The sequence below is a fragment of the Tyzzerella sp. An114 genome (genome assembly GCF_002161055.1).
Lineage (GTDB): Bacteria > Bacillota > Clostridia > Lachnospirales > Anaerotignaceae > Fimicola > Fimicola cottocaccae.
Genome location: NZ_NFLT01000002.1, coordinates 232,813 through 251,923 on the forward strand (window position 1 = coordinate 232,813; position 19,111 = coordinate 251,923).

17 protein-coding genes are annotated in these 19,111 nt (G+C 38.7%); 6 read left to right on the top strand and 11 right to left on the bottom strand.

Going from position 1 to position 19,111, the window contains the following annotated elements; all coding sequences use genetic code 11:
- The first annotated feature begins 162 nt into the window (after window positions 1–162).
- A complete protein-coding gene (mobQ, locus tag B5E58_RS02900; protein WP_088108179.1) occupies window positions 163–1,878 on the top strand; it encodes a MobQ family relaxase in 1,716 nt (571 codons plus the stop codon).
- 65 nt (window positions 1,879–1,943) lie between these two features.
- Here the strand turns inward: mobQ and B5E58_RS02905 are convergent, their stop codons facing one another.
- The 7 genes from B5E58_RS02905 to B5E58_RS02935 form a co-directional block, all read right to left on the bottom strand.
- The gene (locus tag B5E58_RS02905) at window positions 1,944–3,269 is read right to left on the bottom strand and encodes a hemolysin family protein (protein WP_088108180.1); all 1,326 of its coding nucleotides are present in this window, start codon (window positions 3,267–3,269) and stop codon (window positions 1,944–1,946) included.
- 285 nt (window positions 3,270–3,554) lie between these two features.
- A complete protein-coding gene (locus B5E58_RS02910) occupies window positions 3,555–4,253 on the bottom strand; it encodes a response regulator transcription factor (RefSeq protein ID WP_088108181.1) in 699 nt (232 codons plus the stop codon).
- Entirely contained in the window at window positions 4,219–6,216 is a 1,998-nt protein-coding gene (locus B5E58_RS02915; RefSeq protein ID WP_158097651.1) for a DUF4118 domain-containing protein, read from the bottom strand. The genes B5E58_RS02910 and B5E58_RS02915 overlap by 35 nt, the downstream gene beginning before the upstream one ends.
- 73 nt (window positions 6,217–6,289) lie before the next feature.
- On the bottom strand, window positions 6,290–6,823 hold the full coding sequence (locus B5E58_RS02920; RefSeq protein ID WP_088108183.1) for a hypothetical protein: 534 nt from the start codon (window positions 6,821–6,823) through the stop codon (window positions 6,290–6,292).
- Window positions 6,824–6,861: 38 nt separating this feature from the next.
- The gene (locus tag B5E58_RS02925; protein ID WP_088108184.1) at window positions 6,862–7,509 is read right to left on the bottom strand and encodes a potassium channel family protein; all 648 of its coding nucleotides are present in this window, start codon (window positions 7,507–7,509) and stop codon (window positions 6,862–6,864) included.
- Between the two features lie 18 nt (window positions 7,510–7,527).
- On the bottom strand, window positions 7,528–8,856 hold the full coding sequence (locus tag B5E58_RS02930; protein ID WP_242956580.1) for a TrkH family potassium uptake protein: 1,329 nt from the start codon (window positions 8,854–8,856) through the stop codon (window positions 7,528–7,530).
- Between the two features lie 148 nt (window positions 8,857–9,004).
- Entirely contained in the window at window positions 9,005–9,379 is a 375-nt protein-coding gene (locus B5E58_RS02935) for a TnpV protein (protein ID WP_088108185.1), read from the bottom strand.
- A gap of 88 nt (window positions 9,380–9,467) precedes the next feature.
- Between B5E58_RS02935 and B5E58_RS02940 the strand changes: the two genes are divergently transcribed.
- Together B5E58_RS02940 and B5E58_RS02945 are read left to right on the top strand one after the other, a co-directional pair.
- A complete protein-coding gene (locus tag B5E58_RS02940) occupies window positions 9,468–11,297 on the top strand; it encodes a recombinase family protein (protein ID WP_088108186.1) in 1,830 nt (609 codons plus the stop codon).
- Window positions 11,298–11,304: 7 nt separating this feature from the next.
- Window positions 11,305–11,649 (top strand): sigma-70 family RNA polymerase sigma factor, encoded by a 345-nt coding sequence (locus B5E58_RS02945; RefSeq protein ID WP_242956584.1) that lies wholly within the window; start codon window positions 11,305–11,307, stop codon window positions 11,647–11,649.
- Between the two features lie 41 nt (window positions 11,650–11,690).
- Here the strand turns inward: B5E58_RS02945 and B5E58_RS02950 are convergent, their stop codons facing one another.
- The 4 genes from B5E58_RS02950 to B5E58_RS02965 are packed head-to-tail and all read right to left on the bottom strand — an operon-like array spanning window position 11,691 to window position 15,352.
- A complete protein-coding gene (locus B5E58_RS02950; RefSeq protein WP_088108188.1) occupies window positions 11,691–12,656 on the bottom strand; it encodes a siderophore ABC transporter substrate-binding protein in 966 nt (321 codons plus the stop codon).
- Between the two features lie 14 nt (window positions 12,657–12,670).
- A complete protein-coding gene (locus B5E58_RS02955; RefSeq protein ID WP_088108189.1) occupies window positions 12,671–13,423 on the bottom strand; it encodes an iron ABC transporter ATP-binding protein in 753 nt (250 codons plus the stop codon).
- 1 nt (window position 13,424) lies between these two features.
- Complete coding sequence (locus B5E58_RS02960) at window positions 13,425–14,402, bottom strand: iron chelate uptake ABC transporter family permease subunit (RefSeq protein ID WP_088108190.1); 978 nt, start codon at window positions 14,400–14,402, stop codon at window positions 13,425–13,427.
- A complete protein-coding gene (locus B5E58_RS02965) occupies window positions 14,390–15,352 on the bottom strand; it encodes an ABC transporter permease (protein WP_330395602.1) in 963 nt (320 codons plus the stop codon). Before B5E58_RS02965 ends, B5E58_RS02960 begins: the two co-directional genes overlap by 13 nt.
- 581 nt (window positions 15,353–15,933) lie before the next feature.
- Between B5E58_RS02965 and ulaG the strand changes: the two genes are divergently transcribed.
- The 3 genes from ulaG to B5E58_RS02980 are packed head-to-tail and all read left to right on the top strand — an operon-like array spanning window position 15,934 to window position 19,037.
- Window positions 15,934–17,037, top strand: a complete 1,104-nt coding sequence (gene ulaG, locus B5E58_RS02970) for an L-ascorbate 6-phosphate lactonase (protein ID WP_088108192.1) — start codon at window positions 15,934–15,936, stop codon at window positions 17,035–17,037.
- A 33-nt stretch (window positions 17,038–17,070) separates the two neighbouring features.
- A complete protein-coding gene (locus B5E58_RS02975) occupies window positions 17,071–17,529 on the top strand; it encodes a PTS sugar transporter subunit IIA (RefSeq protein ID WP_088108193.1) in 459 nt (152 codons plus the stop codon).
- Window positions 17,530–17,558: 29 nt separating this feature from the next.
- Window positions 17,559–19,037, top strand: a complete 1,479-nt coding sequence (locus B5E58_RS02980) for a PTS ascorbate transporter subunit IIC (RefSeq protein ID WP_088108194.1) — start codon at window positions 17,559–17,561, stop codon at window positions 19,035–19,037.
- The last annotated feature ends 74 nt before the right edge of the window (window positions 19,038–19,111 follow it).

The window sequence follows — 19,111 nt, forward strand, 5'->3', positions numbered from 1 at the left end:
TGTAAGTAAGGGTACAATTTGTACCCTACCTTGCGTCAACTGCCTGCGAAAACCTGCCACAGGCAGCTTTGTCGCAGAGATAGGCGCAGCATCCGACTGCACCTATTTTCTTTTTCATAAAAAGAAACAAAAATGTGCTGCGGCACAGGAAGGAGGAAAATAGTGAACTTTTTCCATTTGGAAACAAAAGTTGTGAGCCGTGGTGCAGGCCGTTCTGTCATAGCGGCTGCTGCTTACGCATCCTGCTCCCGACTCTACAACGATTACGATGGACTGACCCACGATTACACCCGAAAGCAAGGCTGTCTGTATAGCGAAGTCTTCCTGCCGCAGTATGCACCGGAAGAATGGAAAGACAGGCAAGTGCTATGGGAAGCGGTGGAGTCCGTAGAAAAAACAAAGGACAGCCGACTGGCAAGGGAGCTTGTAGTTGCTCTGCCATCGGATCTGTCCTTGGATGACTGGAAAGGTATGTTGGAGCGTTTTATCCGAGAACAGGGAACAGATCTCGGTATGTGTGCGGATGTGAATATCCACGACCCGTACCCCCCGGGGCATAATCCACATAGCCATATTCTTTTCACCATGCGCCCCTTGGATGAACATGGCAAATGGCAGGCAAAGACCCAGAAAGAATACCTTTGCAAGCGTGGCTGCGAAGAACGTGGTTTTATCGCTGATGAGTTCAAAACTGCCAAAACACAAGGCTGGGAGAAACAATATATGTATCAGTTTGGGGAGAAAAAGGAGTATTTAACCCCATCTCAAGCTGAGAAAATTGAGGGATGTATAAGAACATCAAAGACACCTAAAAGTACCCGTTATGGGAGACAAAACCCTCTTACAGAGCTTTGGAACAGCGAAGAACAGATATTTGCGTGGCGTAAGAGTTGGGAAATGATTATCAATGAGGAACAGGAACGCCATGGTATTGCTGATCGTGTAGACTGCCGCAGCCATGCCGCCAGAGGACTGACCGAACAGCCCACCGTACACGAAGGCTACCATGTAAGAAAACTGGAATCAATAGGAATTGTTTCTGACCGCTGTGAGCTGAACCGTCAAATCAAGGCAGACAATGCCCTGCTGCGAGAAGTGAAGGCATCTGTCAAGAAACTGATGGATGCAGTAAAAAATACCATTCCCTCCCTTGCTAAAGCAATGGAATCTCTGCGTGCGAAGATGATTATTTTCTGTTATCAGCTTGGGTATATCCGCAAAGGCAAGAGCAGCATTTCCAGATATGTTGATGCCGCAGATCCTATCCTGGAGCGCTATGCGGAGTTGAAACAGGAAATCAGAGAAAAGAGCAGCGAGCAGAAATCCCTTCGCTCTGAAAAGAAAGGTACCTCCATTTTTTATGTCAAGAAGCAGATGGAGCTATCCCAGTGCATTACAGAGCTAACCGAAGATCTGGAAGAACTACGTTCTGAACGAACTATGCTTTTGAACCAGTTGGACTGTGCTGACGATAAGGAAGTAAAGAAAGTAAAAACCAGCGTGTCCACCATGAAAGATACACTGAAAAATCTGGAAGCCAAGGAGGTACAGTTCTCTGCCGAGCTGGATGCAGCACAGAGAGAATTTGCTTCACTACAGGAACAGGCGGCAGACTTTGATCCCATCGACCTGTACAATGCACGACGGGCTATCCGTCCCGAAATGGAGCAGGATGCTGTACACAAATTACAGGAACGATATACCGACGAATATAGCTATACAACCGTGGTTGACGGAAGACGGGAGGTTTCCCTTATGCTGGACGAATACGCCGAGGGACAGAAAATTCAGCAACTGAAACAGGAGCAACAGCGCAAGTTCCAACAAGAACGCAGGCAGAACCACCCCCTAAAAAAACAGAAAGACAGAGAACGCTAACAAAATCAGCGGGAGTGCATCGTAAAAATGCACTCCCGCTTTTTAATTGTGTCACAGCAACGAAATTATTCTGTGTCTGGTTCCAAAAGGGTCAACTTGCTAATCAAAGCATTAGAAATCTGGTGGTTTTCGATATGAGTAATATGGATATGTAGCCCCTTGAAGTCCAGTTCGATATTCTGCTCCCCATCGTTAGGAATCATATCCAGCTCGCCAAATACAAGTCCGCTGAAAGTGTCCACATCCTCCATACCAATATCCACACCCAAAGCCCGTTCAATGTCATATAGTTCCACATTGCCGATGATAGCCCAGATATTTTCATCCATTTGCTCGACATGGGGTTCTGCTGCGGCTTCCTCAGCAGTGTCCTCACCTAAATCACCAACCAACTGTTCAATCAGGTCGTTTAATGTCACAATACCTTCAACACCGCCATATTCATCAAGCACGATGGCCATGATATTCCTGCTTTTTTTCATTTTGCGGAATAGGACATCTGCCTTAATAGTTTCGGGAACGAAAAAAGGAGCTTTGACAGCATTCTGCATCACACATTCTCGTCCTTTATCGTCTAAGCGGAAGTAATCCTTGGCATTCAGAATACCGATAATGTTATCTGCGGAATCTCCGCAAACGGGATAAAGAGTATGACGGCTGTTATGGATGGTTTTGTTCCATTCTTCCATAGAATCTTCGACCCACAGCATAGTAACATCTGTACGATGGACAGCAATTTCCCTTGCGGTCAGGTCGTCAAATTCAAAGACATTCTGGATGAATTCTTTTTCCTGCTCGTCAATAGCACCCTTTTCACTGCCAGCATCTACCATCATGCGAATTTCTTCCTCGCTGACCTGTTCGTCTGCTTCGTTAGGATCAATGCCCAGAAGTCGCAGAACAGCATCAGTAGAAGCAGATAGGAACCATACAATAGGCTTGAACACGATGGAGATGCTGCTAATTAAACCGGAAATGCCCAGTCCCAATGCTTCTGCTTTTTTCATCGCCACTCGCTTGGGAACCAGTTCGCCAAAGACCAGAGTAAAATAGGACAAAATCAAAGTGATCAAAACAACGGCGATGGTGTCCAGTGTAGCCCTGGGAACAGTAATCCCCAGATTAATTACCCAATCCACCAATGGCTCAGAGAAGTTATCCGCCGCAAATGCGGAACCCAGGAAGCCAGACAATGTGATTGCCACCTGAATGGTTGCCAGAAACTTGGCAGGCTCTCTTGTCAGACGGAACAGGCGTTTTGCTCGTTTATCTCCTTGATCCGCCATCCTTTCCAATTTTGTTTCGTTTATGGAAAGTACCGCAATCTCTGCACAAGCAAAAACTGCATTTAATGCAATCAATATAATCTGTAATAAAAACAATACTAACATTTTAACCTCTTTCTGCAATAACAATATACTATCTTCAAAAAAGCAAAAGACACAGCCCATGCATGGATTCCAATGCACGGGTCGTGTCTTAACTTCTATATCTGAACAAATAGATTTTGTAATTGCATCGGTTAGGGTCAGGACAACTGTCGCTTGTATCCATTTTGTGATTTCACCTTCTTTCCCACAATATAATGTTTTTTATTATAGAATAGCTCTCTGGCTATGTCAACAATAACTCCATCAACAAAGGGTAAGTAGAGATTTTTTAACTGTTTCTTAGCATTATTCCACCTTCTGCATCCTATATCCAACGCCAATATGAGTCTGGATGTATTGTGGAGCGCCAGGGGTTTTCTCCAGCTTTTTTCGCAGAGTTGCCATAAAAACACGCAGAGAACCAATGTCATTCTCCCAACTGCTTCCCCATACATTTTGTAAAATAAAACGATGTGTCAATACCTTGCCTGTGTTTCGTGCAAGTAAACACAGCAGCTTATATTCCATTGCAGTCAGAGACAGCTCATTGTCACCCAGATAAGCACAACCCACAGAATAGTCAATTCGAAGTGGACCGTTTTGATAGACCGCCTGTTCATTGCTCACATTTTGTATCAGCGCAAGGCGGCGCTGGGTAACACGCAGACGTGCCAGTAATTCTTCAACAGAGAACGGTTTTGTTAAATAATCATCTGCACCGGCATCCAGTGCATCAATTTTATCATTATCCTCAGCTCTTGCGCTGATAACAATGATTGGAACGTTTGACCAGCTACGGACACGGCGTATTACTTCCACTCCATCAATGTCTGGTAGTCCCAAATCCAGTAAAATTATGTCAGGATTATGAGAAGCTACTTCCATCACGGCTCCTTCACCGGTGCCTGATGTAATAAAGCGGTAATCATGTGCTCTTAATGTTGTAGTTATCAGATTGCGTACCGGAGCATCATCCTCCACAACGAGGATTTGAAATTTCTTCATGTATTATTACCTCCTCCAGCGGAAGGGCAAAACGGAACACAGAACCATGCGGTAAATTGTCCGTAACATGGATTGATCCGCCATGTGCCTCCACAATAGCTTTGCAGAGGTACAGACCCAGCCCAAGACTGCGGCGATTATCCGCTATTTTATGTTCGCCGCTGTAAAATTTATCAAATATTTTTTCTTTTTCCACGTCGCTGATGCCCTTGCCGGTGTCAGCGATTTTGATTTCCGCCATCCCGTTCTTGCATTCAGCACTGATACTAATCAAGGTGTCCGAAGGTGTGTATTTCAGTGCATTGTCCACAAGATTGATGATGACCTGTACGATCAACTTTGCATCTACCCGTACCATCAGTAAATCATCCCCATAATTCACAGTGATGGAATGCTTTTTTGCATTGGGGCGGATATGCTGCATCGCTTCCTCGATGATTTCAGAAACCAGCTCTGGAGAGGTCTTCAGCATCATGCGACCTTCTTCGATACGAGTAGAGTACAAAAGATTTTCCACCAGGTTGGTCAACCACATGGAGTCATCGTAAATATCTGCATAAATCTGCTGTTTGGTTTCATCATCAAAGCTATGACTGTTGTGTAAAAGATTGCTTGCATTACCGGAAATCGTTGTCAGCGGAGTGCGTAAGTCATGGGAGATGGTTCGCAGCAGATTAGCTCTAAGTTGTTCACTCTCTGCCAGAATTGCTGCAGCTTCTTTTTCCCTGATATTCTTCTCATTTTCCAGTGCAAGCGCTGTTTCACCGAGAATAGACAAAAGGATGCCCTGCTCTGATGCATCCAAAGCACCTGCCATTGCATCAATTCCCACGACACCATATATTCGTTCATTGACACGAACAGCAAGATACAGATACTGTGCATCCGGGAAGTTCTTTGTTGTAGCTCCGGCATTATGATTGTTCTGAAGAACCCACTCTGCAATCGCAAGTTCTGTTTCTTCATCGTAAAATCGCTGTTCATCCGAAATGAAAAGTATCGGTTCAGATAATCGTCCACCTTCGTGGTCAAAAATGACTATACTTCGTCCGAGCAGCTTGTTGATCTGCTGTCCGGCAGTTTGCAGAATGGCTAATTTGTTTTCTGCCTTAGACAAAAGCTGATCTGTATCAAAAAGTATCTTTGTTCGTTTGGCGATTTTCTCTGATTGTCGTGCCTGTTCTTTATATCGAATGGCAAATGTACCTGTGATGTACGCCGTTAAAAACATAACTACGAATGTTACCGGATAACCGGTATCGTAAGCTGCGAGCGAGAATCGAGGTACTGTAAACAGATAATTAAAGATAAATACACTGGCTATGGATGAAATCAAGCTGTATATCTGATGGGATGTGGCAATAGACGTCAGCAACACACCAAGAATATACACCATGATAATATTTGCATCGGTAAAGCCTATCTCGTGAAACAACAAACTGAGTAATGTTGCCGCAAACAGAATCAGAGCGCTCTTTACAGTGTTTTTTACGATTTGCTCGTGATGGTATTTCCTCGCCTTTTTGGGATGATAGGTCGTATCTGCTGCCTTATCTGGAATGATATGAATATCCAGCTCTGGTACATAGGACAACAGAAGTTGTGTTAATGTCGGCTTTCCAAACAGATGCTTTTGAGTAACGGAGCTTTGGCCCAAAACAATTCGAGTAATACTGGAGATGCGGGCAAACTCTGCGATTTGGTACGGAATATCGTCGCCATATACCGTTTCGATAGTCGCTCCAAGCTGTTCAGCCAGCTTGCGGTTTTCCTCCAATCGCTTTTTATTTTCGTCGGTAGCCACTGCAAAATCCGGTGTTTCAACGAATAATGCTGTAAACTGACTGTCAAAGGCTTTTGCCATTCTTGCGGCGGTACGAATGATCTTTGCATTGGACGGTGCCGACGACAGACAGGCGAGGATATGATCCTGCTTGCTGTTAATGTTATTTAGTTTGTTCATTATCCTCACCTCCAATTTTGTAATAGATTCTACCATACAAAAGTCCTGATTTCTACCTCGAAAATGTGAACAATCAGTCTAAATAGTCAGCATATCCGCATTTTAGTCTACAATGTTCCATTTCCAATGCTGTAATTACTCGGTCACGATTTTTTGATTTCAAACTCTTTTTCCAAACAACACGAATCCATTTTTCCTCATCCAGATTTTCAACCGTTATACCAAGCGTGGTTACCAGCATCTTTGTCTTTTCGTATGGAATCAGAACAGAAGCATATTGTTGCCCCAAAGGTTCTGTGCTGTCATCTGCCAGAAGAAGAATGTCGATACGTTCATTTATCAGTTTATCTAAGAGACGATTGATTTGTCCACTACTGAGAAAGAACTCAATATGGGGAGCAGATTCAGAACAGCTCTCTAATGCAGATGCAATGGAATTCAACAGCATCGGGGTTTCTGCTGCAATACAAATCTTGCATTGGTTATTTCGGTTACCTTCGGCGATTAGGCGTTGGTTTTCTTCGATGAAATCTCCGAATCTTACTACAACATAGTATCCAAATGCAAAAGTTGCCAACAGAATTAGTATTAAAAACAGATCCTTCATCAAGAACACCTCCTTAGCCTGATTTGAAAAAGGATTGATTATATGCGGAAGCACTTGTGAACGGCTTTTTCCTGTCCTAACACAAGAATCGATTTATTTCGACCAAGCACGGTATCCGGCGTAATGCTCATATTTAATCTTCCGTTCTCACGGATACCAAGGATGTTGATGCCAAACTTTTTACGAATATCTAACTGTACAATGGTTTTTCCATTCCACTCAAGTGGGATTTCCAATTCAAAAATAGCGTATTCGTCATCCAGTTCAATGTACTCCAAGATATTCTCAGAGGAACAACGGATCGCTGTCCATGCAGCCAACTGCTTTTCAGGGTAGACCACTTCATCTGCGCCATTACGTAGCAGAAACTTTTCCTGTATCTCACGAGATGCACGGGCAATAACCTTTTTAGCGCCCAATTCTTTCAGAAGATAAGCGGTTTCCAAAGAGTTTTGGAAGTTATCTCCAATGGCAACAATACAGGAATCGTAATTGTCAATACCCAGAGAAGCAAGGAATTCTTCGTTGGTGCTGTCCCCAATCTGTGCATTGGTAACATAAGGAAGTAGCGCATTTACACGTTCCTCACTGGTATCTACTGCCATAACCTGATGTCCCATAGCGTGCAGTTTCATAGCAATAAACTTGCCAAATCGTCCAAGACCAATCAATAATACCGATTTCATAACAGAACCTCCTTGTTCTTAACCTACCGAGATTTTCTCGACAGGGAGTTTTGATAATGTGTTTTTTGTTGCCGGCAGTGTAGCGAAGATCAGCGTCAGCCCACCAACTCTGCCAATATACATCTGTGCAATCAGAATCAGTTTGCTTATAGCTCCAAGTTCCGGTGTGATACCCAGTGTCAAACCGACTGTGCCAATCGCCGATGCACTTTCATACAGGCAAGTTACAAGCGGAAGATTTTCCAGTTTACTGATTGCCATGCCACCAAGAAGAAATAACGAAATATACATAAAGAACACCGTTGCCGCATTTTTTACGGTATCATCATCGATGCGTCGCCCGAAGAAACGGCCATTCTGACGTTTTTGAAAGACTGCCGCTGCGACAGATATCATTACTGCAAAGGTAGTAACTTTCATACCTCCTGCCGTAGAACCGGGCGCACCGCCAATGATCATCAACAATGATGTAATCATCTGTCCAGTTTCGCTCATTGCATTCAAGTCCACGGTGTTAAAGCCTGCTGTTCTCGGTGTAACCGCTTGGAACAAGGATCCCCAAAAGCGTTCTGCAAACGGAAGATGTGCCAGTTCAAAAAAGAAGAAGTAGACCGTTGGAATCAGTATCAATCCTGAGGTAACAGTAAGGATAACTTTGCTTTGCATACGGTATCGCTTTATGTGGATGCCATTGGTGCAAATATCTCTCCAAGTCAAAAATCCAAGTCCGCCGATGATAATCAGTAGTATGATTGCCAGATTGATAATTGGATTCGCAGCATATCCCATCAAAGAATTGAACAGAATACCATCATTTACAATGTCAAAACCGGCATTACAGAAGGCTGAGATGGAGTGAAATACTGCCATCCAAAGACCTTCGCCAAATCCGTAATCCCCGATGAACACAGGAGCCATGATCGCTGCGCCCAAAAGCTCAATAATTACGATGCCTTTCAAGATGAAGCCAGTGAATCGGACAATGCCGCCAACCTGCGGTGCGGAAATTGCATCCTGCATTGTGCTTCTTTGCATCAAGGAGATTTTCTTTCCTGCTGCCATTGTAATCGCAGCAGCTACTGTGATAACGCCCATGCCGCCGATTTGAATTAACACAATAATGATTGCCTGCCCAAACGCTGTCCAATGTGCCGCCGTATCATAAACCACAAGTCCGGTCACACAAACCGCCGAAGTCGATGTCAGCAGACAATCCAGAAACGGTGTAATCTCTCCACTTTTACTGGATACCGGCAGCATCAGAAGCAGCGCACCCAACAATATGACAGTGGCAAAACCGAGAATGATCATCTGTGAGGAGGATAATTTACGTTCCAGTTTTCCCATCTCAACACCTCCAATGTTCGTTTTCTTAATTATATTATTGCATTTCAACCATAAAATGGGCATTAGCATGCCAGTTTTGGCATTAAATTCGCATTAAGATAAAGACCATCACTGGTTCTCAAATAGAGAACCGTGATGGCCTTCATTTTTAACAATATATCAATTCATTTAAGACGATTTCTTCCGCAGCATTGCGGATATTATTACAAGCACCTACCCAACCCATCTGATCACGAGCTTTTAATTCCTCATTTACGCCTTGCTGCTCCTGCATTTGTTGGATCAGCAGTTTCATTCTCTGATGAGCTGTATCATCAATGCTATTTAAGTGAGAAACCAGTTTACCTCCGAACAAAAGCTCTGTGTACAGCCAAGGACGATGCTCTTTTATGTAGGCTTTACGCATACGACCATACTTTCCATAGTGGGGTTCTTCATCAACCGGCAGTTCCAAATCCGGATAATACATTCCGTCTGCTCCCAATGTATATGTACCGCCCATTTCTTCAAACAATGATTTCATCGAAATACCTCCAATCTGTTTACTTTATAGATACGCTATGTTATAATACCACAAGACACATCACATATCAAGATAAGGAGGATATGAAATGCGGAAAAATGGAGACATCATAGCTATCTATTCCCGTAAGTCAAAATTTACCGGAAAAGGTGAAAGTATCGGCAATCAGGTAGAACTATGTAAAGAATATGTTCGTGTGCATTTTGGCGATGCAGCAGTAGATAAAGTTGTGGTATATGAAGATGAGGGCTTTTCCGGTGGCAATCTGAATCGTCCGGATTTTAAGAAGATGATGGATGCTGCCAAGAAGCGTAAGTTCAAAGCTATCATAGTTTATCGTCTTGACCGTATCAGCCGTAATATAAGTGACTTTGCCAGCCTGATTGAAGAACTGGCTCGTCTGGATATTTCTTTTGTTTCTATTAAAGAGCAGTTTGACACAAGCACTCCTATGGGACGAGCTATGATGTATATCGCATCTGTTTTCTCTCAGCTGGAGCGTGAAACCATTGCGGAGCGTATCCGTGACAATATGCACGAACTGGCAAAGACCGGTCGCTGGCTTGGTGGCACAACACCTACTGGCTATGCTTCCGAAGCAGTTAAGAGCATTACCATTGATGGTAAATCAAAGAAAGCCTGCAAGCTGAAACTAATTCCGGATGAAGCTGATATTGTCAGAATGATTTATGACTTGTATATAGAAACAGATTCACTGACATTGACAGAAGCAGCTTTGATCAAACAAGGTATCAAGACAAAGAACAACAATTACTTTACCCGATTTTCCATCAAAGCTATTTTGCAGAATCCGGTTTATATGATTGCAGATGAAGATGCCTATAATTTCTTCATCCAGAACGACACAGACCTGTTCTCGGAGAAAGATGCCTTTGACAACAAGCACGGTATTATGGCTTACAATCGCACCGATCAGGAAAAAGGCAGAGCTACAAAATACCTGCCTGCAAGCGAGTGGATTGTATCTGTCGGCAAGCATCCGGGTTTGGTTCCAGGTAAAGTGTGGGTACAGATTCAAGAATCTTTAGAACGAAACAAATCCAAATCTTTCAGAAAACCACGCAGTAATGAAGCACTTCTGACTGGCTTGTTGTTCTGTAGCTGCGGTGAGCGTATGTATCCGAAAATGAGCAAGCGCAAAACTGCGGATGACAAAGTGATTTACACCTATGTTTGCAAAATGAAAGAACGCAGTCAGCGTTCTGTATGCAACAGTAAAAATGCCAATGGCAATACACTGGATATGGCTGTAATCGAGCAGATTAAAATGCTTGCAGAGGACAAGGATACTTTCATTGCACAATTGGAACAGAGCCGCAGATTTTATACCGGTAATCGCATGGACTATGAACAGCGACTGGATGATCTGCGAAAGGAAAAGGCAGAGACAGAGAAGAAAATCAATTCTCTGGTAGACTCCCTTGTGGATATGGGAGACAGCCCTGCCAAGGCTCATGTAACCAAACGAATTGAGCAGTTGAATGGAGAATACCAGTCTCTTGGACAGCGTATTCAGGAACTGGAGGGGCTGACTTCACAGCACGCTCTCAGCGATATTGAATTTGATTTGCTTCGTCAGCTGCTGACGATCTTCAAGGATGGTATTGATGAAATGACTGTCGAACAGAAACGTGCTGCCATTCGTACCATCGTACGTAAGGTGGTATGGGACGGTGTCAACGCTCATGTCATTCTGTTCGGTGTCAAAGATGATGAAATCGAATATCCGGAAATTGCTGCTGTTGCATCTGATAATAACGATGATGCTGATGGAACAGATGAATTAGTAAACTTCTCTGATGTCGATTATGATATTGACGATATGGAGGATGACTGCCTGGGAAAAACTAATCCCCTCAGTGCATCAAAAACGCATTGGGGGGAGGATAGCAAATGAAATATTGATGTATCTTAGAGCTGGAAAAAAATACAGTTCTGATTTATATCTTGAAGAACCTATAGGTAGCGACAGTGACGGAAATGAAATAGTTATGATGGATATTATAAGTTCTAAACAGGAAGATATAGATGAAAAAATATATAAAAAGCAACAAATAGAAATACTTTTAAATAAACTTAATGATGTACTTGAGGATAGGGAAAGAGATATATTGATAATGAGATACGGACTTTTTAATACGGATGAGATGACACAAATTGAGATAGCGGAAAAATTAAATATAAGTCGTTCTTATGTAAGCAGAATAGAGAAAAAAGCAGTTGAAAAACTTGGAAAATATTTTTATTAAATAAAAAACCTCCTAACTTTATTTTAGGAGGTTTTTATATATTATTTTAATAATTCACTTTCTAAATCCTGTAACATAATATCTAAAGCAGTAATTCCACCTTCAGCAGTGTACCATACATCAGGATTTTTTAAATAAATAATATTTCCATTTTTATAAGCATCAGTTTTCATTACAAGTTCGTTTTCAACAATTTCTTTTGCAAGTTTAGCTCCATCTGTTGCAATAGCAGCATCTTTATCAAGAATAAAAATGTAGTCTGGGTTTAATTCAAGTACAAGTTCAAAAGATGATTCATTTCCATGAGTTGAAGTTTCTTCTTTATTTATGATACCTATATTTTCATATCCTATTTCTTTTCCTATTATTGAGCATCTTCCGTCATTTCCAAGAATATTAAAACTTCCACTTGTAACCATACCTATAATGGCATTTTTACCTTTTGCATTTTCTGCAAGTTTGTCTATACGATTTTGAAAATCTGCAAGTTTTTCTTCAACTTCATTTTCTTTTCCAAATATTGATGCAATAGTATTTGCGTTTTTTCTTATGCTTTCCATAGTGCCGATTTCAGTATCTATTGAAAGATATACAACAGGGGCAATCTGGCTTAATGCATCGTAAGACTCACTTAAACGACCACCAATAAATATAATATCAGGTTCAACAGATGCAACAGCTTCCAAATCAGCTTCTTTTATTGTTCCTATGTTTTTTACATTTTCATCTGTTACATATTTTTGTAAATAGTCTAAAGATGTTTTTGCAGAACCAACAATTCTATCACCAAGACCTAAATTATCAATAATATCCATAGATGGCATATCAAGTATTGCTACTCTCTGTGGATCAAAAGGAACTTCCAACTGAATTTCTTCTTTGTTTCCGTTTAATGATGTTATTGTAATTGTATCTTTTACTTCTGTTGTCTCCTGTGTTTTTGTGGCACAACCAACTAAGTTTGCTACAACTAACATTAATGCAAAAATTTTAGTGATTTTTTTCATGATAATCCTCCAAATTAATAGTAAATTGATAATGGTTTTCCTTGTATTTCTAATATTTCAAAATCTACATTATATATTTCCGAAAGTGTCTCTTTGTTTATAACTTCTTTTACAGTTCCAAATTTTGCAATCTGTCCGTTTTTCATGGCACAAATATAATCAGAATAAAAAGCGGCGTAATTTATTTCATGAAGAACAAGTATAACTGTTTTTCCAAGTTCATCACATAATTTTCTTACAATTTTCATCATATTTGTAGCATGATAAATATCAAGATTGTTTGTAGGTTCATCAAGCATTACATATTCTGTGTTTTGAGCAATTACCATTGCAATATAAGCCCTTTGACGCTGTCCACCTGAAAGTTCATCTATAAAACGGTCTTCAAAATCATTTAATTCCATATAAGATATGGCTTTGTCAACCATTTTTTTGTCTTCCTCTGTAAGTCTGTTTCCGGAGTAGGGGAAACGACCGAAGGACACAAGCTCACGGACTGTAAGTTTCATTTGAACGTTGTTTGTTTGTGTCAATATAGCAAGACGTTTTGAAAGTTCATTACTTTTATATTTTTTTATGTTTTTACCTTCAAAGTTTACAACACCTTCATCTTGAGCCATTAAACGTGAAATTATATTTAAAACTGTTGACTTTCCAGCTCCATTAGGTCCAATCATTGATATTACAGATTTTTTAGGTATTTCAAAACTGACAGAGTTTAATACTTTTTTTCCGTCATAGTGTTTACTTAATTTTTCAATAATCATTTTATACTCTCCTGTTTGTTAATAATAAATATAGGAAATATATTCCTCCTCCAACTGTTATAAATACACTTATAGGCATTGAATATGTATATACATGTTCAACTATAATTTGACCGCCTATTAAAACAATAATTCCAAATAGAGTAGAACCTAAAATTAAATGGGTGTGTCTGTATGTTTTAAATAATTGTCTTGATAAATTTGCAATTATAAGACCTAAAAATGATATTGGTCCTACCATAGCTGTTGCTATTGCTATACAAAGTGTAACACCTAAAAGAAGTTTTCTTATACATACATCATAGTCAACACCAAGGTTTATAGCTTGTGCTTTACCTAAAGTTATAACATCTAAAAGAGCTAACTCTTTTCTTAAAGCATAGGCAAGTAATACAAGAAGAATGATTGAAAATATAATTATTTCAGTGTTTATATTGTTAAAACTTGCAACAAGACTTGAAAGTAAAGTGTCATATTCGTTAGGGTCCATAATTCTTGTCAATGTTGTCTGTATACTTGTGAATAATGATGTTAAAACTGTTCCTATCAAAAGTACATATAAAACATTGTGCTTTGTTTTTTTGAAAAGATAACTGTATATTGTTGTTGCAACAACAGCCATTAAAATTAAATCAAAGGCAAATGATAAATTTGAATTTGTTGCAATTATACTTGCTGAACCTGCAAAAAATACAACTGCTGTATGTATTAATGAATATAGAGAGTTCATACCAAGTAAACATGGTGTTACAATTCTATTATTTATTACTGACTGAAATATTATTGAAGCACCACCTATTGAAATGGACACAATAATCATAACAATCAGTTTTGGAAATCTTATTTTCATAGCAAATGAAAGTAATCTTGAGTTTTCAAAATTTAAGTCTATTAACATGTATGTTATTACAGCTATAATTGCCATAAATGTTAATACTATAAATTTGTTTGTATTATTTCTTTTGGCTATTGACTGCATGAACATTTACCTCCAATTTTTAATGCTATGGCTTTACGTCCATTGTTGAGACGATAGAACAGCATTATAATAAAAAGTATACTTCCAAGAACACCTATTATAAGTTCAATAGGAAGTTCATAAGGTAATATTATAACTCTGCCTATTATGTCGCATATTAGAACAAATAAAGCTCCAAAAAGGGCTGTATCAATCAATGTTCCTCTTATTTTGTCCCCTTTAAACATTGTGACAATGTTTGGAACAATAAGACCTATATAAGATATTGAACCTACAACTACTACAATACTTCCTGTAATCATAGCGGATATTGCAAGACCACAAAACAATACTAAGTTATAATTTACACCTAAATTTTTTGAGAAATCTTTTCCCATACCAACTATATTAAAGTGATTTGAAAATATAAATGCTATTATTATAAGTGGTAAAACCATATATACTATTTCATATCTTCCACGAATAACTGAAGAAAAGTGACCTACAAGCCATGATGATAAAGCTTGAGTCATTTCGTATTTATAGGCAATATAGTTTGTTACTCCACCTATAATGTTGTTAAACATTATACCGACAAGGGGAACCATTACAACATCTTTAAACTGTATTTTTTGAACGAAAGATACAAAAATTATTGTTCCTAGTATTGAAAATACAAAAGCAAATATTGCACGTGTCCATATTGTTGATGCTGGCATGAATAACAATGCTATTAATATTCCAAATTGAGCTGATGAAATTGTTGCACCTGTTGTGGGAGATACAAACTTATTCATACACAATTGTTGCATTATAAGACCGGCTACACTCATTCCAAATCCTGTACATAATATTGCTAAAAGTCTTGGAAGTCGTGATATAAAAAATAATTCAATTTGATATATATCACCTGTCATAAGTGAAAAAATATCAATATCAATTACTCCGATAAATAGAGATATAAAGGACAAAACTATTAAAGTTATTGTTAAAATAATTGTTGAGTAGTATGTTTTGATAAAAATTCTCCTTTCTTAGTTAGAATAAGCTAACTTCATCCCAATAAAAAAGTTAGCTTGCGCTATCTTCTGATATAGGTTATCAAAAAAATATTACTTTGTCAATTATTTTTTTATTATAAATTTTATTTTGTAACTGATATATATGTTAATTTGATTATTGTAAATATTTTTATGTAGTAAGTGAAGGTTATATTTTCATTAATTTTCAATTTTTATATTAATTTTATGTAAAAGTTAATGTTAACAGTTTTTGATTGAAATATATAAAATATATGTTTAAATTATATAATACAATCATAAACGCTCATAAAAAACGATTAAAAATAAATAAAACGCATATAATAATCATAAAACTATAAAATCAATCATAAATCATATAAAATAATCATAAAAAACAGCAAATAATCATAAAAATGTATTGAAAAAAATCAAAACGAATGTTAATATAGTATCACAAGGAAATAATAAATCATATAAAATGAATTATATGATTGTTTAAAAATATTAAAAATTTTAGGAGGTTATACTGTATGAGCAAAGTAAGCGAAATGACAAGAGAGAAATGGATTATGAGCACATTCCCAGAGTGGGGAACATGGTTAAACGAAGACATTGAAAATGAAGTCGTAAAACCAGGAACAGTAGCAATGTGGTGGTTAGGCTGTACAGGTATGTGGTTCAAAACACCTGGCGGATGTAATATCACTATCGACCTCTGGTGTGGTAACGGAAAAAGAACACATGGTGACGGACTTATGAAAGTTGGACATCAGATGGCAAATATGTGTGGTGCTAGAAAAATGCAGCCAAACTTAAGAGCTGTACCTTTCGTTATTGACCCATTTGCAATTAAACAGGTTGATGCTGTGCTTGCTACACATTATCATCAGGATCATATGAGTGCAGAGTATGCTGCTCATGTTATTCAGAGCAACATGACAACAGTTGATGAGAACGGAAAAGAAATACCTGTACCATTTATCGGACCTAAAAAATCAGTTGAAACATGGATTAGCTGGGGAGTACCTGCTGAACGTTGTATAACAGTAAAACCTGGTGATACAATTAAAATAAAAGATATTGAGATAGTTGCTCTTGATTCTTTTGACAGAACTTGTATTGTTACAACAGACAAAACAGGTCCAGACAGAGAAGAATTAACAGGAATTTGCCCAACAGATATGGATGACAAAGCTGTTAACTTCCTTATCAAAACACCAGGCGGAAACATTTATCACAGTGGTGACTCACACTACTCAATCTATTTTGCAAAACATGGTAAAGATTATGATGTAGATGTTGCTTTCGGTTCATACGGTGAAAACCCAATCGGTATGCAGGATAAGATGACATCATGTGACATTTTAAGAATGGCCGAAGCATTACAGTGTAAAGTTGTTATTCCTATCCACTATGATGTATGGACAAACTTTATGGCAGATGTAAATGAAATCAGAGTATTATATGATATGAAAAAAGACCGTCTTGATTACAAATTCCACCCATTCTTCTGGGAAGTTGGCGGAAAATATGTTTATCCAACAGATAAAGATAAAAGAGCTTATCATCATCAGAGAGGTTTTGAGGATTGCTTCGAAGCTCCACAGAACATTCCTTTCCGTTCTTGTTTATAATATCTTTTGTAATTGTTTTAGGAGGGGTCAATTGTGTTAAGAGAGTTTGTTGAAAAGAAACATTATAAATTTGCCAAGGAAGCTCCTTCCTGGCAGGAAGCTGTGCGTATGAGCTGCGAGTCTATACTCGCAGACGGCACAATAGAGGAAGTATATGTAAATTCAATTATAGATTGTATTACAGAATACGGCCCTTACATAATAATAGTTCCTAATGTAGCTATGCCACATTCACAGCTTAGTGCAGAGGGAGTTAATGAAACAGCTATTGCTTTTATGAGACTTGAAAAACCTGTAAGTTTTGATGAAAATGACCCAGAGAAAGACGCAAGCCTTTTCTTCACAATAGCATCATGTAACCCAGACCAGCATATGGAAAATATTATGAAGCTTACAGAAATCTTTTCAAATGAAGAGCTTCTTGCAGAGCTTGCAAAGGCAGAAACTCCGGAAGACCTCATTAGACTTCAGGAAAAATACCTTGATAAATAAGTAATTGAAAGATTTGGGGGAGAAAATCTATGGAAATTTTGATGAGTATATGGTCATATTTTGCGACTAACGTTTTACAGCAGCCAGCATTTATGATTGGTCTTATTGTTGCTATAGGTTATGTATTATTAGGAAAGCCTTGGTATGATGTATTAGCTGGTGTAATTAAAGCTATTGTAGGATATTTAATATTAACAGTAGGTTCAAATGGACTTGTAAGCAACTTCCGTCCTGTACTTGTAGGACTTAAAGACCGTTTTAATATGGACGCTATGGTTATAGACCCATATTTTGGACAGAACGCTGTAACAGCAGGTGTTGAAGAAGTTTTTGGAAAAGGCTTTGGTAATGCCATGATACTTCTTCTTATAGCATTCATTGTAAATATATTGCTTGTTCGTTTCAGCAAATATACAAAACTTCGTGCTTTATTCACAACAGGACACGTTCAGGTACAGCAGGCAGCTACTGCTTACTGGTTAATACTCTTTGCATGTCCATTCCTTTTAACAAACGATGTAACACTTATAATTGTAATGGCTTTAGTACTTGGTGCTTTCTGGGCAGTAGGTGCTAATATGACAATTAAACCTTGTCAGGAATTAACAGACGGTGCAGGTTTCTGTCTTGCACATCAGCAGAATTTTGGTATTGCTTTTAATACATGGCTTGCAGAAAAACTTTTCGGTGGAAAAGGTAAAAAAGCTAAAAAAATTGATGATATTGAACTTCCAGGTTTCATGTCAATATTCAACGAAAACATGGTTTGTACTTCAATACTTATGTTAATATTCTTTGGTGCAATACTTGTTATACTTGGTAGAGATTACCTTACAGAACAGGGCTTCCTTGCAGAAGGTGCTAGTATGGTATTCTATGTAATACAGACTTGTTTATACTTTGCAGTTTACCTTGCTATACTTCAGCTTGGTGTACGTACTTTCGTAACAGAGCTTACAGCTTCTTTCCAGGGTATCGCAGACAAACTTCTTCCAGGTTCTGTTCCTGGTGTTGACTGTGCTGTTATATTTGGTTTCGGTTCTGCAAATGCTGTTCCTTTAGGTTTCCTTGCAGGTTTCGTAGGACAGATTATTGCAATAGCTATATTAATAGTTTTAAAGAGTCCAGTACTTGTTATATGTGGTTTCGTTCCTGTATTCTTCGACAATGCTACAATCGCTGTTTTTGCTAATGAAAAAGGCGGTATTAAAGCAGCTCTCATACTTCCTTTCATATCTGGTTTATGTCAGGTATTTGGTTCAGCTTTAATTGCAGGTTGGGTTGGCCTTGCAGCTTATGGCGGATACCTTGGAATGTGGGACTGGGCAGTTGTATGGCCTGTAATGACAGGACTTATGAAATTCTTAAGCTACGCTGGTATCGCAATAGTTGTTATTGGACTTCTTGCAATCCCTCAAATCCAGTACAGATTGGATAAAGAAGGTTACTTCAAAATGACTGAAGATTATGAAGCTTATAAAGAACTTAAAGCTAGTCGTGTAAAATAAGTTGATATTTATGCTTTAAAAATTATATAATGCCTGTAACAGTTTATTTTAAACTGTTGCAGGTAAGATGAAAA

Excerpts from the sequence above, each read along its gene's own strand:
- B5E58_RS02905 (WP_088108180.1), bottom strand. The coding sequence starts at position 3,269 with ATGTTAGTATTGTTTTTATTACAGATTATATTGATTGCATTAAATGCA.
- B5E58_RS02910 (WP_088108181.1), bottom strand. The coding sequence starts at position 4,253 with ATGAAGAAATTTCAAATCCTCGTTGTGGAGGATGATGCTCCGGTACGC.
- B5E58_RS02915 (WP_158097651.1), bottom strand. The coding sequence starts at position 6,216 with ATGAACAAACTAAATAACATTAACAGCAAGCAGGATCATATCCTCGCC.
- B5E58_RS02920 (WP_088108183.1), bottom strand. The coding sequence starts at position 6,823 with ATGAAGGATCTGTTTTTAATACTAATTCTGTTGGCAACTTTTGCATTT.
- B5E58_RS02925 (WP_088108184.1), bottom strand. The coding sequence starts at position 7,509 with ATGAAATCGGTATTATTGATTGGTCTTGGACGATTTGGCAAGTTTATT.
- B5E58_RS02930 (WP_242956580.1), bottom strand. The coding sequence starts at position 8,856 with ATGGGAAAACTGGAACGTAAATTATCCTCCTCACAGATGATCATTCTC.
- B5E58_RS02935 (WP_088108185.1), bottom strand. The coding sequence starts at position 9,379 with ATGAAATCATTGTTTGAAGAAATGGGCGGTACATATACATTGGGAGCA.
- B5E58_RS02940 (WP_088108186.1), top strand. The coding sequence starts at position 9,468 with ATGCGGAAAAATGGAGACATCATAGCTATCTATTCCCGTAAGTCAAAA.
- B5E58_RS02945 (WP_242956584.1), top strand. The coding sequence starts at position 11,305 with ATGTATCTTAGAGCTGGAAAAAAATACAGTTCTGATTTATATCTTGAA.
- B5E58_RS02950 (WP_088108188.1), bottom strand. The coding sequence starts at position 12,656 with ATGAAAAAAATCACTAAAATTTTTGCATTAATGTTAGTTGTAGCAAAC.
- B5E58_RS02955 (WP_088108189.1), bottom strand. The coding sequence starts at position 13,423 with ATGATTATTGAAAAATTAAGTAAACACTATGACGGAAAAAAAGTATTA.
- B5E58_RS02960 (WP_088108190.1), bottom strand. The coding sequence starts at position 14,402 with ATGCAGTCAATAGCCAAAAGAAATAATACAAACAAATTTATAGTATTA.
- ulaG (WP_088108192.1), top strand. The coding sequence starts at position 15,934 with ATGAGCAAAGTAAGCGAAATGACAAGAGAGAAATGGATTATGAGCACA.
- B5E58_RS02980 (WP_088108194.1), top strand. The coding sequence starts at position 17,559 with ATGGAAATTTTGATGAGTATATGGTCATATTTTGCGACTAACGTTTTA.